Here is a 14,657-nt window from a genome sequence, read left to right on the forward strand (position 1 = left end):
CAGCCTGACAAGAGATGATAATTTGGCCGCTCAGCCGTTCCACAGGTTCCAACTGAACAGAAAATCAAACACTCCGAATCGGATGGCAGCATCCGGACCACGTGGACTTGGCCCCCTCCTCATGCCAGCAACAACCACTCTTGATAAATTTTCATACTTGGACTTTCCCTATCCAGCTACAAATATGTAAATCGTATCTACATAATGGAGAGGTCATTACATGAAACATTCCACCCTGCACAATCAACAGATCGTCATTATCGGTGGTACCTCGGGTCTTGGCCTGGCCACCGCCCAACAGGCGATCGAGCAAGGCGCCAAGGTCATTATCGGCGGTTCCAGCCGTGAGCAGCTTGCCACTGCACTGGCTGAACTGGGCCCAAATGCCAGTGGCCATCAACTGGATATTCTCGACGTCGACTCCGTCAATCACTTTTTCAACCAGCTGGATTCGCTGGATCATCTCGTCATCACCGCCGCAGTCATGCGACCAGGCAGCTTTCTCACCGCTGCCATCGAAGACTTGAAAATCAACATGGACAGCCCTTCTGGGGAAGTGTTCATGCGATCCGCGCCGCAGCACCCAAACTGTCCGAACGCGGCTCCATCGTGCTCACGTCCGGGATGGTGACGCGCCGCCCACAACTGGGTAAAGCACTCCCTGCCGTTGCGGCTGGCGCTGTTGAAACATTGGCTCACAGTCTGGTTACCGAGCTGACCCCCCGTCGGATCAACGTTATCAACCCGGGCCCCATGCGTACTCCCATGTTGCTTAAAGCGCTGGGCAATGACCCACAAAAAGTGGCAGCCGTGGCGCAAAGCCTGCCGTTGAAACGCTTGGGTGAGGGAGAGGATTATGCGCAGGCCGCACTGTTCCTGATGAGCAATAACAACATGAATGGTGAAGTGCTTCACCTCAATGGTGGCAGCGCCTGGGCATAACACCCTTCTGACGGTCATCTGCGCTCGCGCTTGCCAATCTGTCATCGCAGGCAAGAACGAGCGCAGGGGGCGAGTCTCATCGCCGTATCAGTGTGCTCCCAATAGCGATGACACCCTGGTGAGTGACAATACCCAGCCCGTCACTCGTCTGTTTCCACCCGGTTGCGACCCGCCTCTTTCGCACGATACAGCGCATTGTCGGCACGCTGGATCAAGGCCGCCAGATCCTGATCATCGTCTCGCAGAGAGGCACACCCGATACTGATGGTTACCGGGTACGACATGCCGGGCAGCGCCCGGTTGGCGACCGAGTGACGGATCCGCTCAGCCACCCGGCACGCCTCTTCAAGGCTGGTATCCGGCAGCAGGATCAAGAACTCCTCTCCGCCGGTACGCCCCAACTGATCCTGGTGCCGCAGCTGACGATCTGCCGCTCGAGAGACCCATTGCAGCACCCTGTCTCCTTGATGATGGCCCAGGGTATCGTTGATCCGCTTGAAGTGATCGATATCGAACACCAGCAAGCAAAATGGCGTGCCCTGCCTGCGAGCCTGCGCCAGCATATCGCTGCCCTGCCGTAGCACCCGACGGCGGTTGTTGATGCCGGTCAGCTCATCGGTAAAGGCCAGACGACGCATCCGACGGTTGCGATCAAGCAGCCACCCCATCGTCAGCAGCGCCAGTACCCCGCAAAGCACCATCACCACCAGCAGCCAGAACCGACGCTCCTTGACCTGCTCCAGCTCCTGCTGCTGCAACTGCTGCTCGATTCTCAGTCGTGCATTATCCCCTTCTTGACGGGCCAGTTCGAACTCGCCGCGAACCCAGGCAATGCTTTGCTCCCGTAACAGTTGAGCGAGGAGCTGTTCTTGCGTCAGGTTATCCCGCTGGGCAGCCAACGCCGCAGGATAGTTATGCAACGCCTCCTGTGCCTCAGCACGCAATGCATACAACGTGGTAAGAAACAGTACATAGCCCTTCGCCTTGAGAATGGGCTCAACTCGCTCCAGCGACTGCAGCGCATGTTCCGGTTGCCCAGCCTGCAGCTGCCACTTGGCTCTCACCAACTCTACACGGCCATAAAGCACGGGATCCACATCTGCCAACAAGACTTTGCTAGCCGCATCCAACAAGCTCTTTGCTTCATCGGGATTACCCAGCCCGAGCTGGGCCTCGGCCTTCATTATCTGACGAGCAGCATGCTCAATCCGATACCGGATCTGACGGTAGTATGCAGAGCTGAGCTCAAGTTCAGCCAAGGCATCCTGATAACGTTCGGTCCGCAGGTAGATAAGAGCAAGTTGATCGCTAAGTCTGGCCATGCCGAAGCGATCACTGCTGGCGATAAAGTACGGACGAAGCGGCGCCAAAGCAGTAAATGCATCGGTATAAAGGCCCATACGACGAAATGCTGCTGCAATCTCCAGCTGGACGTGCTGAGACCATGATATCAATCCGAGCCGTTCATAAATGGTGTGCGCCCTGGTAAGATCGACCAACCCTTGGCCTGCCGCGCCGTGAAACGACAACATAGCGCCACGGTGAGACAGAGCCTGAGCTTCAAGCTTTGGCTCGTGGGCCACCCTGGCCCGTTGCAACCCCTCATCGTAGTCCTTACGGGCATGTGCCACATCACCCAGTAGCTGATTGAACCAACCACGACAGATGGTCAGGTCTGCCATAGCAACGCCATCCTGCTGCTGATACGCCAGTAACAATTGGGCATTGGCATAGGTAACAGCCGCACTGGACTTCTGCATGTCATCGGCAGATTGTGCCCAACAGGTCAAACGCCTGATCCGCATCAGCTGCGATTGTGAATAAGAATCCCCCTCCAGCAATAACTGGTTAAGTCGCTCGCTCTGTAACTCTATAAGCTGGTAGGTTCGCTCCATCTCATCAAGCACCCCTTCCAGCTGGGCAGGAGCCAAAGGATAAGCCGCAAGCCTAAACGCTGCCAACAACAGCAGTACAGCGAGATGACGCATAAACTCTCCGGATAAAAGGGGCAATCCGATACTACATGACTATTGTTATTGTTCCCTTCTGCCACAAGCCTTGTAAAGGGAAGCGCCACCGCAGGAAGCCCAAAGATATGTCCACCGGACCAACAGTAGCGAATCATCGTCGAGTCAGGGTGAGCGCCGGCCGAATCAGGGAGGGGGAAAATCGCAATCAGATGCCCAACTTGTGTCCTCTATATCGTCACAGATGCTGCCAGCGCCGCAGCAGTCGGCCGCGCAGGCCACAATCGAGCAGCCAGCTGTTGTCAAATACCCGCAACAGCGCCTGCTTGGCGTGGCGGGACATGGCGACGGCGTGAAAACGGGTCTGGCGCTGGCGATAGCGGTTCATCTGATCGAGCAGGGGATGAGGCAGGCTCTGGGCGATAAAGTCGGAGATGACCAGCACATCCGCCTTGGCAAAGGCGGGATCATCGAGCTTGGCCAGCGCTTTTTCCAGGCAGGGCACCAGATCGGTACCGCCGTGAAAACTCATGGAGAGGAAGCGCTCCGCCTTGTCCAGCCCGGTATCTGCAGTGATCTCGAGGGTCGCCACCTCGGTGGAGAAGAGCATCAGGTAGCAGCCGCGCTTCTCATCCATCGCCACCTTGAGCAAAGCCAGAAACAGCGCCTTGGCACACTCCTCGGGATAGCCCCCCATGGAGCCCGAAGTATCGACACAGACGATAAAGGGGCCTCGCTGCTGCAACTGCTGCCCCCCCTGCTCCGGAGTACGCAACATGATGCGCTGGCGCGGCAAGGTACCTCGCGACTGGTAGCTCAGCAGACGCCGCTCCAGATAGCGGCGATAGAACTCCAGCTCCAGCTCCGGCAGCCCCAGCATCACAGCTTCGCTTGGCAATAACCGCATCAGATCGCTGGCCTGATGAATGCCTACCAAGTCGTCCGGCACATCATCGCTGGGAGCGGGCTCCAGCTCCAGCACCTGAACCGGCGGCACAGGTTGCTCCTGCGCCCGCCGATCCCGCTCGCTGCGCCCGAGCAGACCGGCAATCTCCGCCAGCAAGGGTTCGCGCTGCAACATGCGGGCGTATTGCTTGACCAGCACCAGACTGCGCTTGTGCCAGTGCCCCTGCGCCAGATCCCAAAGACCACCGGCTGAGATCTGGTTGGGGTCGAGGGCATCGGCCAGGGTGCGGCTCGCCAGCAGCTGATCTTCAATCTCTTGACGTTGCTTCTCTCGCTCCGCTTCGGCGATCTGCTGCTGCAGTTGCAGCAGGCTCCCCACCAGACTGGCGCGCCACTTGTCGATAAAGAGCTGGCGCAGCCCCTCGGTGGGGTGGGCCGTCAGCTGACGCACCAAGGATCTGGCCTCACCGGCGAAGGGGCTGTACTGCTCCAGCGACTCCAGCAAGCCGGGCAGGCGACCAATCAGCTCGGTCATCGGCAGTTGCCGGTGCGCCTGATAGAGCAAGTACTCCTGCTCCAACGCCACCGGCACCGGCTTGTGACGGATCTCCTCACCAAGCTGCTCGCCCCAACTCTGCAGGCGCTTTTTCAGCAGCTTGCCCTGTAGCGGGGAGCGTTTGATAAATTCGGAAATCTTGGGTGAGGCCGCCAGCAGCGCCACCACCTCTCCCGCCAGCTCACCCTCTCCCATGAGAAGGCCCAGATCCAGCATGCCGATCTCAAGCATGAGCGCTCCTTACTCGTCCAGCCTTGGCAACCGCTCGCGCCACTGGGTCAGCTCGCTACGCAGCAGTTCGAGATCCCGGTTCAGCACGAAGAAGCTGTCTTCCACCTGCTGCAGCCAGCGCTGGGCGATAAAGAGGTGTTGCTGGTGACGCTCGAACAGGCTGCGCTGCTGCTTGAGTATCTGCATCACCTTGCCGACCTGAACCAGCAGCTCGTCGAGCGACTGCAACCAGGGCGCCAGCACCACCTCGGGGATGGCGTTGCGCTCCATTAGCACCAACGGGATCTGCTGGCGCTGGATATCGAGCACCTGCAGCCGCAGCTCATCGTCCAGCACCAGCTCGTAATGCCCCTCTTTCGGGTTGCCGAACTCATAACCCACCAGCGCCTCACCGGTGGGATGCCAATGGGAGAGCAAGGTGCGATCGAACACCAGGGTGCGGGTGAGCCGTTCGGGATCGCTGCCATCCAGCGGCGCCGGGGTGAGCAGATGGAAGTGCACCTGTTTGCCAAAGGGCCTGGCATTGGCGAGCGGGATCTCGATGCCCCGAGCCCGCCGACCAAACCACTGCTTGCGTTGCCGGGCCTTTGTGCACAGGCGCTGGGCCACGCTCTGTTTGAGCTGTTTGAACTGATCCCGCAACGCCAGCAGCTGACGGGTCATCGCCAGTTGCTGATAGCCGTAGAGACGGGAGAATTCGGTCATCATCTCCAGCAGGGCGGTGCGGGACTCCTCGTCATGCCAGAGACAATCCTTGAACAGCAGCAGATCTACCGGTGCGACCTCATCGCGGCCATTGAAGAAGGCGCTCGCCTTGATAAGCCGTACTGCCTTCTTCCAGCGACGATCCGACACATAGCAGCGATGGGCCAGCTGGCTGTCGAGCTGCTGGCGCAGCTGATAGATGAGCTCGAAACAGGCATCCGGCAGGCGCACCTGTTCAATCTGGCTCTGCCACTGCTCGTACTCATCCCCCCGGATCTGCAGGGATTCCGGCAGGTTCTGGTGGGCGTGGCCATCGCTGGCCAGCATGGATTGAAAGTTGGCTTTCTCCTGCACCCGGTCCATCCAAATCCGCACCAACATCCGGTCGTAGAGCGCTTCCAGCCCGCTGTCCGGTGCCGGCAGCTCGTTGGAGGCAGTCACCAGCAAGCGCATCGGGATGGGGTGCTGGCTGTCTCCGTTGCGAAACTGCCGCTCGTTGATGGCGGTGAGCAGGGTGTTGAGGATGGCAGGGCCCGCCTTCCAGATCTCGTCGAGGAACACCACTTCGGCCTCAGGCAGATAACCTGTGGTGAGACGCAGATATTTGCCATCCTCTTTCAGCGCCTGAATGGAGAGGGGGCCAAACACCTCCTCCGGCGTACTGAAACGGGTCATCAGGTATTCAAAGTGGCGGGCGTCGTGAAAGGCCAGCTTGAGGCGGCGGGCGATCAGGCTCTCTGGCGATACCGGGTGGCCCCAGCAAGAAGACACTCTCACCGCTGAGGGCCGCCAGCAGACCGAGGCGCAAGGCATCCTGCCGTTCGTAGAGTCCCTCACCGAGGGCGGCCAGCAGCCGGGGCAAGCGCTCCTGGATGGGAATAAGACGCGCAGGATTCTGGGCTTGAGCTAAAGACGACATAGAGAGTGTTCCGAAGCTGGGATGATGTTAGCCCCAAGGCGCGATATCCATTTGCTCGACCTTGGGTTTTGTCTTGTTATGATGTTTATTCTGGTATCTCTTGCCGCACAATACCCGCCTCTGGCAGGAAAAAACGCAAAGGCAGTGCGATACCGTATCGACAGCGTGCTGCGCCCATGCATAGCCAGTGTCGTGATGAGCACCATGCCCGCATGCGCCAGATGATGCGTTGCAAAGGGTGCAGCAAAAGCGGTTCGAGTGTACCCTGCGCAACACAATTTTCCCCAATGCAGATCAAGAGTGAGTCGCCTCAAATGCAAGATCCCGTTCGTCAGAGCATGTTGGCCCGCATGGGCATTCAAAGCTGGCAACTGCGTCGTCCGGCATTGCTGGGCGCAGCACCCGCTCCCGAGCTTGAGCAAAACGCCACACAGCCGGGCCAGACGGCACCAGCCACCAGCGCTCCGCTACCCAGCGGCAAACTCTGGCTGCAGGCGCCTCAGCTGCCTGCCACCACGCTGCTGGCGGATATCTGCCAGTTGCTCGGCATGACCCCCGACGAGGTCTCACTGCTCAGCGAGCTGCCGCCTGCCGATCTGCAAACGGCGGGCGCTTCCCCCCTGCTCTGGCTGACGGAGGCTAACCCCGCACGGCCAAATGCGCTGATCTGCCCGCTCGCCCCCAGCGCCGCGCAAAAGCGCGCCCTGTGGCAACAACTGCGCCAGCACCTTGCGGCCAGCGCGGCGTGATCCTGCATCATGCCGCCAAGACCCACAGTGATGCTGCTCTTTTTACCTGATTTTACAAATGCCGCCTCTGCCAACCCCAGTGCCCAACACCTTGCCATTCGGAGCCCCCATGCCTGAGTTTCGTCCCCTGCTCGAGAGCGATTTCGACCTTGTCTACCCCATCGAGCAAGCCGCTCACAAGGAGCCATGGAGTGAGGCCAACCTGCTCTCCTGCTTCGGCCCTCGCTATCTCAACGGCTTGATGCTGGTCGATGGTCGCCCGGCGGGCTTCTATATCTCGGATCTGGTGGCCGGTGACAGCTCGCTAATGAATATCTGTGTGCATCCGGCATTTCAGGGCAAGGGGTTGGGACGGGCGCTGTTGCAGGCCTATCTGACGCGCAGCAAGCAAGCCGGGGCAGAGGCCTGGTTTCTCGAGGTACGGGCCGGTAACCAGACCGCCATCAACCTCTACGAGAGTGCCGGTTTTGCCGAGTATTGCCGCCGCGCCGACTACTACGGCACCGGCAACGACAGGGAAGATGCGGTGCTGATGTCGCGACTGTTCGATTTCGGCTGATCCAGCCTGTTCGTCGCACCCAAGCCTTTTGTCCCCCTCAATCGAGGGGGGCGTTGTCCAGCGCTGGATCCTGCAAGGCAAGAGTGGTATGCACCACCGCCTCGAATCCGGCACCGGAGAGCGGCATATAGAAGCCACGCTGCCAGGTTTTTCCAGGCATCCAGATCTGGTCGATATCCACCACTATTTTGATGGGCCTGAGAGGCTGGTCCGGCTGCTGGATATAGATGCCGGGCGGCGTGGCAACCTTGGGAAAGCGGCGCAGGATCTGCTCGCTGCCATCCCCCTTGCCCGGGTTGAGCCGCACCTTCACCAGCCGGGCAAGCGGGCCAGCCATCTCCTTGCTCTGCCAGAATTTCTTCTCCAGATCGCCGCAGCGGCGGCACTTGGGGGTCTCCAGCACATAGAGCAGCGGATAGCCCAACGCCAGCGCCTGTTGCTGCGCCTGCTGATACCCCTCGGCCCCCTGATACCAGGGATTGGCGGGCCCCTTTGATGACGTTCCGGCAAAGAACCAAAACGCAGCGCCCCCCACCACCATCAGCCCGACCGCGGCCAACGCCCCTTTCACCCACAGATTCATATCGTTAACCCTCTCTCTGCCTCCTAGCAGTATCGGCCAGTCTGAGCAAAGGGAGAGCTATTTGCGCTCTTTGTGATCCAAGACAAATGGCGAACACTTGTAAGCCGTAATGTTGGAGTTTAAACTCTAGCCCGATTTTTAGTGCCCTCGCGGGCGTACAACTGTAATTAAAGGATGTTTAACTGATGCCGAAGCTTCATCTGGTTCGACTGATGCGTGAACGTATTGCCCAGCTTGGCAACAAGGCTGCCCTGCGGGTTCAGCAAGATGGCCAGTGGCGCGCCATCGGCTGGCGTACTCTGGGCCAGGCCATGGACTACTGCGCACAGGCACTGATCCGTGCCGGCCACCAGCCAACCGAAATGGTCGGCATCTATGCCCGCAATATGCCGGAGTGGACCCAGGCCGATCTCGGCATCCTTGCCGCCCGCGGTGTCAGCGTCCCTATCTACCCCACCAGCACGCTCGATCAGCTGCGCTACATCGTCAAAGATGCCAGCATCAAGGTACTGTTCGTTGGCGAACAACCCCAGTTCGATCAGGCGCTGACCCTGCTGCAAAACGGCGAAATCCGCCAGATCGTCGCTCTCGATGGCAACGTCAATCTACGCGGCTGCGAGCAGGCGAGCCACTTCCAGACATTTCTGGTCTCCGGCAACCATCAGCCCAGCGAGCAGGAACTGCGAGTACGGGAAACCCAGTACCGGATGGATGATCTGCTGACCCTGATCTACACCTCCGGCACCACAGGCGAGCCCAAGGGGGTCATGCTCGACTTCAGCAACATCGCCGCCTGTTTCGAGATGCACAACAGCCGCCTCGACCTCAATCAGCAGGATGTGTCGCTCTGCATGCTGCCACTCAGCCACGTGTTCGAGCGGGCCTGGAGCTACTACGTGCTCTACTGCGGTGCCGAGAACGTCTATATCCGCGATCCGCAGAAGGTGATGGATGTGATTAGCGAGGTGCAGCCGACCGTGATGTGCGCCGTGCCGCGCCTCTACGAGAAGGCCTACGCCATGATCCAAGCCAAAGTCGCTCAGGCTCCGGCTCTGCGCCGCGCTCTGTTTGGCTGGGCGACCAAGGTCGGCAAGCAGATGGTTGCCACCCGTCAGGCTGGCAAGTCCGCCTCCCCGCTGCTCTACGGCCAGCTCTGGCTCGCCGAGCGACTGGTGTTTCGCAAGCTGCGCGCCCGTTTTGGCGGTCGTACCCGCTTCCTGCCGGTGGCGGGCGCCCGCTTGGCCGACGATGTGAACCTCTTCTTCCAGGCGATGGGACTCAACCTCAAGTACGGCTACGGCATGACCGAAACCACCGCCACCGTCTGCTGCTACGAGGATAGCCAGTTCAAGCTCGGCTCCATCGGCACGGCACTGAACGGCATCGAGGTGAAGCTGGGTGAGAACAACGAACTGCTGGTGCGCTCCCCCACAGTAATGCGCGGCTACTACAACAAGCCGGAGGCGACCGCCGAGGTGATGACCGAGGATGGCTTCCTGCGTACCGGCGATGCCGGTGAGCTCGACAGCCAGGGCAATATCTACTTCACCGAGCGCCTCAAGGAGCTGATGAAGACCTCCAACGGCAAGTACGTGGCTCCGCAACTGGTGGAAGGGACCATCGGCAAGGATCGCTTTATCGAGCAGATCGCCATCGTCGCCGATGCCCGCCACTTCGTCTCGGCGCTGATCGTGCCCTGCTTCGAGTCGCTGGAGGAGTACGCCCGCTCCATCAACCTGCAGTACCAGTGCAAGACCGAGCTGCTGCGCCACTCCCGGGTAATGGAGTTCTTCGAAGCCCGCATCGCCGATCTGCAAAAAGAGCTGGCCAAGTTCGAGCAGGTGAAGAAGTTCACCCTGCTGCCGAGCGCCTTCTCCATGGAGCTGGGTGAGCTGACCCCCACCATGAAGTTGCGCCGCAAGATCATTGAAGCAAAATACCAGAGCGAAATCGAGGCCATGTATAACCATGTCTGAGTACAACCACGTCTGATACCGCTCGGGTTCAGGGAAATAAAAAAGCCGCTCACTCGAGCGGCTTTTTGTTGGCACTTTGGTTGGTACGAACCCGCCTTCAGGCCGTAGTGGTACTGGTCCCGAAGTAGTCGGCCAGGAAGTCATCGAACGACAGGCTGTCGCTGCGCTCGCGTTCGCGCTGCTTGGCCAGCGAATCCTTCGCCTCACCGGCAAAGTAGGCCTCATCCCAGTACTGCAGCTCCCCTGCCAGCAGCTCCTCGCGATAGCGGGTCGCCAGCTTGTCGCCGTAGCAGCCGTTGTCCTTGCCACTCTCCAGCAGCTCCTTGAGCATGCGGGCGGAATAGGTGAGCTCGGGGTTGAGCAGCTTCTCGCGATGCATCGCCAGCGTCTCACGATAGCGGTTGCGGCCACAGCAGCGATCCAGCAGATCGGCCACCTGAGCCAGCTCGTCAAACAGTTTGAGGCCGTACTCTTTGAGGCCAATGGCATTGCCCTGCTCATCTTCCAGCGTCAGGCCGGGACGACGTCCTTCCAGCACCACCTTGTTCTGGTTGCGGCGGTTGCGAGCAATCTCCTCGTCACTCAACACCGGAGAGGGGCGCAGCAGGCACCAGACCAGGAACAGATCGAAGAAGCGGATCTGGTCGGCATCGATGCCGAGCGGAGTGAAGGGGTTGACGTCTACGGTGCGCAGCTCGATGTATTCGATGCCGCGCTGATCCAGTGCATCCGAGGGCTTCTCGCCGCTGCGCGGGGTGCGCTTGGGGCGGATCGGGGCGTAGAGCTCGTTCTCCAGCTGCAGCACGTTGTCGTTGAGCTGGCGATACTCCCCATCCACCTTGACCCCGATCTTGGCAAAGTCAGGATTGTGGGTGTTGATGGCGCGGCGCAGGCTGCTGACATAGGCCGGCAGATTGTCGTGGCTGATCTTGAGCCCAGCCTGGGCGCTGTTGGTATAGCCAAGATCGGAGAGACGCAGCGCGGTGGCGTAAGGCAGATAGAGGGTACCCTTGCCGGTCTTCTCGAACGGCAGGTTGCTCTTGCGCCCTTTGAGGAAGGATTCGCAGATGGCCGGGGAAGCGCCAAACAGATAGGGCACCAGCCAGCCGAAGCGGTAGACGTTGCGAATAAGCCCCATGTACTTGTCGGAGATAAAGCGCTGGCTGCAGCACCCTTCGCACACCAGATCCTGCCACTCGCTCCAGAAGCTGTCGGGCATGGAGAAGTTGAAGTGCACCCCGGCGATCACCTGCATCAGGCTGCCGTAGCGGTTCTTCAAGCCCTGACGGTAGAGGGTCTTCATCTTGCCGATGTTGGAGCTGCCGTACTGGGCCAGCCGGATGCTCTCTTCCCCGCCGACGAAGCAGGGCATGGAGAGCGGCCAAATCCGCTCGTCACCCAGATGCTGAATCACATGGTGATGGATGTCGCCGAGCTGCTCCATCAGGCTGTCGATGGAGTCAGTGGCCGGGGTGATGAACTCCAGCAGACTCTCCGAGTAGTCGGTGGTGATATTGGGATGGGTCAGGGCCGAGCCCAGCGCCCGGGGATGGTCACTCTGGGCGAGTCGGCCATCCGGCGTGATGCGCAGGCATTCACGTTCGATCCCGCGCCGGATCCCCTTGAGCGCGGTGAGGCGCTCCGGTGATCCCAACGCATTCAGCAACTCGGTGAGCGACAAGCTTGTTGTAGTCATATTCACGGCTCTTGATTTTTATAAAGCGTCAGTTACGGCAACTGCAGCGGATAGATGGGAAGATGAAGCTCCTTCAGGGGTTTTTCAAGCTTTTGCTTGTCTCCCACCACCACGATCACCATGTCGGCCGGATTGAGCCAACGGGCAGCACTGGCCTTCAGCGCCTCGGGCGACACCGTTTTGATCAGGTTGTTCTGGGCCTGCACATAGTCCGGTTTCAGGTCATACATCACCATCTGCAGCAGGAAGCCCGCCTTCTGGCCCAAGGTCTCGTAAGAGAGGGCATCCTGCTGGGAGACAGCGCTGCGCATATAGGCCAGCTCGACCGGGGTCGGGCCGCTCTTGCGGTAGTTGTCCATCTCCTTGAGGAACTGGCGGATGGCATCGACGGTTGCATCGGCCCGCACATTGGCGCCGGTGGCGAAGGTGCCTACCTCGCGGTTAGCGGAGAAACCGGAGCTGGCGCCGTAGGTGTAACCCTTGTCTTCCCGCAGGTTGAGGTTGATGCGGCTGTTGAAGTTGCCACCCAGATTGAAGTTCATCAGCCCGGCGGTGAAGTAATCCCCCGTGGTATCGAACGGCATGGCGCGACGACCGATGCGGATCACCGACTGGGGCGCCCCCGGTTTGTCGACCAGATAGATGCCCGGCTTGGCCTGCTCACCCTTGAGCTTGAGATCCCCCAGAGTCGGCGTGGCCCCCTTCCACTCGGTCAGGAAGCCAAGTTGCTCCTCGATCTGCTTCTGGCCCACATCACCGACCACCACCACTTTGGCGTTGGTGGGGTTGTAGTAGGCCTGATAGAAGTGCTTCACGTCCGCCAGCGTCAGCTTGGCCACATCGGCCGCAACCCCGTCGGTAGGTTGACCGAGGCGGTTCTGCTTGCCGTAGACCAGCTCGCGGAACGCCTGCCCGGCCAGCCACTCGGGCTGCTGCTGGGCCTGTTGCATCCCTTGCAGCAGCTGCGCCTTGACCCGCTCGAAGTCAGCCTCCCGCATGCCCGGGCGCTCCAGCACCTCGCGCACCAGCGCAAGGGTCTGGGGCAACTTGTCCGCCAGCGAGCTGACGGTGATCAGGTTGTTGTACTGGGCGCTGGAGACATCGATGCTTGAGCCCAGCTTTTGCAGCTCGTCGCTCAGCTGAGCCTCGGTCAGGCGCACCGTGCCCTGCCCCATCATGGCGGCGGTCAGATTGGCCAGCCCCAGTTGCCCCTTATCTTCGGCACGAATACCGCCCGGCAGGGCGATCATAATGGAGACGGCGGGGATCTCGTCACTCTTGGTGCCAATGATCTCGATGTTCTTGTCGAGCTTACCGTGCCAGATGGCGGGCACCTTGACGCTCACCGCCTCGCTCGCCTTGGGCTGCACGCTGCGATCGAAATTGTCTTTTACCGGTCGTTCGGCCAGCGCTTCGTCATGCTTGCTGTAATCCGGCAGCTCGCGCTTGGCGGGGGTAAAGTTCGGGGTGGCAACCTGCCACTCTGTCTTGCCCTTGGGCACCACGCTGAGCACCACCGCCGGCTTGCCGGCGATGAACTTGTCGTAGGCGGCCTTCACCTGCTCAGGTGTCACCTTGCCGATGGCATCCAGCGTCTTGAACACATAGTTGGGATCCTGGGCAAACACCTGACCCATGGCGAGCTGGCTCACCTTGCCGGAGACGCTATCCAGACCCCAGATGGCGGAGGCGCGGTACTTGGCGATCGCCTTCTCCAGATCTTCCGGCTTGAGGCCGCGCTGGGCGAACTCGCCGATCACCTTGTCCACCTCCCCCTTGAGGGTCTTGAGGCTGCCATCCTGCGACGGATTGGGGTAGGCGTAGACGGTCAGGGTACAGGCCAGCTCTTCGCAGTAGTGAGACGCCCCCACATCGATCGCCTTGCCGGTTTTCACCAGCGACTGGTAGAGCATGGAGCTGGCGGAACCGCCGAGTACGTCGGCAAACATGTCGAGCGCAGGCTCCTGCGGGTCACCAAGGGATACGGTGGGGTAGCTGATATAGAGCAGCGGCAGGTGCACCTTGTCCTGCAACGTCACGTAACGGGTCTCGGGCAGGGTCACCGGCTTTGGCGTCGGCTCGGCCACGTCCGGGCCGCGCGGGATGGAGCCGAAGTACTTCTCGATCCACGCGAGGGCCTGCTTGCTGTCAAAGTCGCCGCCCAGAGTCAGGGTGGCGTTGTTGGGGCCATACCAGCGCAGGAAGAACTGCTTGAGGTCGTTCACATCGACCCGGTCGAGATCTTCCACGTAACCGATAGGCTGCCAGGAGTAGGGGTGAGTACGTGGATAGAGCGCCTCCCCCACCTTCTCGCTCACCAGCCCGTACGGCTGGTTGTCGACCCGCTGGGCCCGCTCGTTCTTGACGGTGGCGCGCTGGATCTCGAACTTCTTCTGGCTCACCGCATCGAGCAGGAAGCCCATCCGATCCGCCTCCAGCCAGAGCACTTTTTCCAGCTGGTTGGCAGGCACTGTCTCGTAGTAGTTGGTGCGGTCCTTGTTGGTGGTGCCATTCATGTCGCCACCGGCTTCGTTGATGATCCGCATATGCTCCTGATCACCGACGTGTTTCGAGCCCTGGAACATCATGTGCTCGAAGAAGTGGGCGAAACCGGACTTGCCGACCGTCTCGCGGGATGAGCCGACGTGATAGGTCACATCGAGGTGCACCAGCGGATCGGAGCGATCGGGGGCCAGGATCACGGTCAGGCCGTTGTCCAGCTTGTACATCTGGTAGGGGATGGCGAGCTTGCCCTCCTCCTTGCCCTGTTCGGCGATCAGGGTCGGTGCCGCCAGCACCGGCAGGGTGAAGCCCAGCAGAATCGTTAAAGGTATGACTTTGTTCACGGTAACCTCGTGAGTGACAAAA

The 14,657-nt window shown here is 60.3% G+C and carries 10 protein-coding genes and 1 pseudogene; 5 read left to right on the forward strand and 6 right to left on the reverse strand.

Annotated features, from left to right (window positions below; all coding sequences use genetic code 11):
* Positions 1–220 precede the first annotated feature (220 nt).
* The gene (locus ACTG27_RS13165) at positions 221–631 is read left to right on the forward strand and encodes an SDR family NAD(P)-dependent oxidoreductase (protein ID WP_439979783.1); all 411 of its coding nucleotides are present in this window, start codon (positions 221–223) and stop codon (positions 629–631) included.
* Positions 589–942, forward strand: coding sequence for an SDR family NAD(P)-dependent oxidoreductase (locus ACTG27_RS13170; RefSeq protein ID WP_439980519.1), 354 nt, complete (start codon positions 589–591; stop codon positions 940–942). Before ACTG27_RS13165 ends, ACTG27_RS13170 begins: the two co-directional genes overlap by 43 nt.
* Before the next feature lie 140 nt (positions 943–1,082).
* Here the strand turns inward: ACTG27_RS13170 and ACTG27_RS13175 are convergent, their stop codons facing one another.
* The 3 genes and pseudogenes from ACTG27_RS13175 to ACTG27_RS13185 all read right to left on the reverse strand — a co-directional run bounded on the left by ACTG27_RS13175 (position 1,083) and on the right by ACTG27_RS13185 (position 6,226).
* Positions 1,083–2,930 carry a diguanylate cyclase gene (locus ACTG27_RS13175; RefSeq protein WP_439979784.1) on the reverse strand — a complete coding sequence of 616 codons (1,848 nt, stop codon included), beginning with the start codon at positions 2,928–2,930 and terminating at the stop codon, positions 1,083–1,085.
* Positions 2,931–3,147: 217 nt separating this feature from the next.
* Complete coding sequence (gene viaA, locus ACTG27_RS13180; protein ID WP_167570859.1) at positions 3,148–4,602, reverse strand: ATPase RavA stimulator ViaA; 1,455 nt, start codon at positions 4,600–4,602, stop codon at positions 3,148–3,150.
* Between the two features lie 9 nt (positions 4,603–4,611).
* Positions 4,612–6,226 (reverse strand): annotated as a pseudogene (locus ACTG27_RS13185) (ATPase RavA domain-containing protein).
* Positions 6,227–6,540: 314 nt separating this feature from the next.
* On the opposite strand from ACTG27_RS13185, the gene ACTG27_RS13190 reads away from it, so the two are divergent.
* Both ACTG27_RS13190 and rimI read left to right on the forward strand, forming a co-directional pair.
* A complete protein-coding gene (locus tag ACTG27_RS13190) occupies positions 6,541–6,975 on the forward strand; it encodes a DNA polymerase III subunit psi (RefSeq protein ID WP_128834966.1) in 435 nt (144 codons plus the stop codon).
* Positions 6,976–7,084: 109 nt separating this feature from the next.
* The gene (gene rimI / locus ACTG27_RS13195; protein WP_439979785.1) at positions 7,085–7,534 is read left to right on the forward strand and encodes a ribosomal protein S18-alanine N-acetyltransferase; all 450 of its coding nucleotides are present in this window, start codon (positions 7,085–7,087) and stop codon (positions 7,532–7,534) included.
* 37 nt (positions 7,535–7,571) lie between these two features.
* Here the strand turns inward: rimI and ACTG27_RS13200 are convergent, their stop codons facing one another.
* Positions 7,572–8,075, reverse strand: a complete 504-nt coding sequence (locus ACTG27_RS13200; protein ID WP_439980520.1) for a hypothetical protein — start codon at positions 8,073–8,075, stop codon at positions 7,572–7,574.
* A gap of 227 nt (positions 8,076–8,302) precedes the next feature.
* Between ACTG27_RS13200 and ACTG27_RS13205 the strand changes: the two genes are divergently transcribed.
* Positions 8,303–10,093 carry an AMP-dependent synthetase/ligase gene (locus ACTG27_RS13205; protein WP_439979786.1) on the forward strand — a complete coding sequence of 597 codons (1,791 nt, stop codon included), beginning with the start codon at positions 8,303–8,305 and terminating at the stop codon, positions 10,091–10,093.
* 97 nt (positions 10,094–10,190) lie between these two features.
* Here ACTG27_RS13205 and gshA read toward each other — a convergent pair whose 3' ends face one another.
* Together gshA and ACTG27_RS13215 are read right to left on the reverse strand one after the other, a co-directional pair.
* Positions 10,191–11,789: a glutamate--cysteine ligase gene (gene gshA, locus ACTG27_RS13210; RefSeq protein ID WP_005340500.1), complete on the reverse strand. Its 1,599-nt coding sequence runs from the start codon at positions 11,787–11,789 to the stop codon at positions 10,191–10,193.
* 32 nt (positions 11,790–11,821) lie between these two features.
* Entirely contained in the window at positions 11,822–14,635 is a 2,814-nt protein-coding gene (locus tag ACTG27_RS13215) for a M16 family metallopeptidase (RefSeq protein ID WP_227095817.1), read from the reverse strand.
* Between the last annotated feature and the right edge of the window lie 22 nt (positions 14,636–14,657).

This window comes from Aeromonas sp. 97A (genome assembly GCF_051919185.1).
Classification (GTDB): domain Bacteria; phylum Pseudomonadota; class Gammaproteobacteria; order Enterobacterales; family Aeromonadaceae; genus Aeromonas; species Aeromonas veronii.

Bases quoted from the DNA above. Each gene is read 5' to 3' on its own strand.
- ACTG27_RS13165 (WP_439979783.1), top strand. From the start codon at position 221: ATGAAACATTCCACCCTGCACAATCAACAGATCGTCATTATCGGTGGT.
- ACTG27_RS13175 (WP_439979784.1), bottom strand. From the start codon at position 2,930: ATGCGTCATCTCGCTGTACTGCTGTTGTTGGCAGCGTTTAGGCTTGCG.
- viaA (WP_167570859.1), bottom strand. From the start codon at position 4,602: ATGCTTGAGATCGGCATGCTGGATCTGGGCCTTCTCATGGGAGAGGGT.
- ACTG27_RS13190 (WP_128834966.1), top strand. From the start codon at position 6,541: ATGCAAGATCCCGTTCGTCAGAGCATGTTGGCCCGCATGGGCATTCAA.
- rimI (WP_439979785.1), top strand. From the start codon at position 7,085: ATGCCTGAGTTTCGTCCCCTGCTCGAGAGCGATTTCGACCTTGTCTAC.
- ACTG27_RS13200 (WP_439980520.1), bottom strand. From the start codon at position 8,075: ATGGTGGTGGGGGGCGCTGCGTTTTGGTTCTTTGCCGGAACGTCATCA.
- ACTG27_RS13205 (WP_439979786.1), top strand. From the start codon at position 8,303: ATGCCGAAGCTTCATCTGGTTCGACTGATGCGTGAACGTATTGCCCAG.
- gshA (WP_005340500.1), bottom strand. From the start codon at position 11,789: ATGACTACAACAAGCTTGTCGCTCACCGAGTTGCTGAATGCGTTGGGA.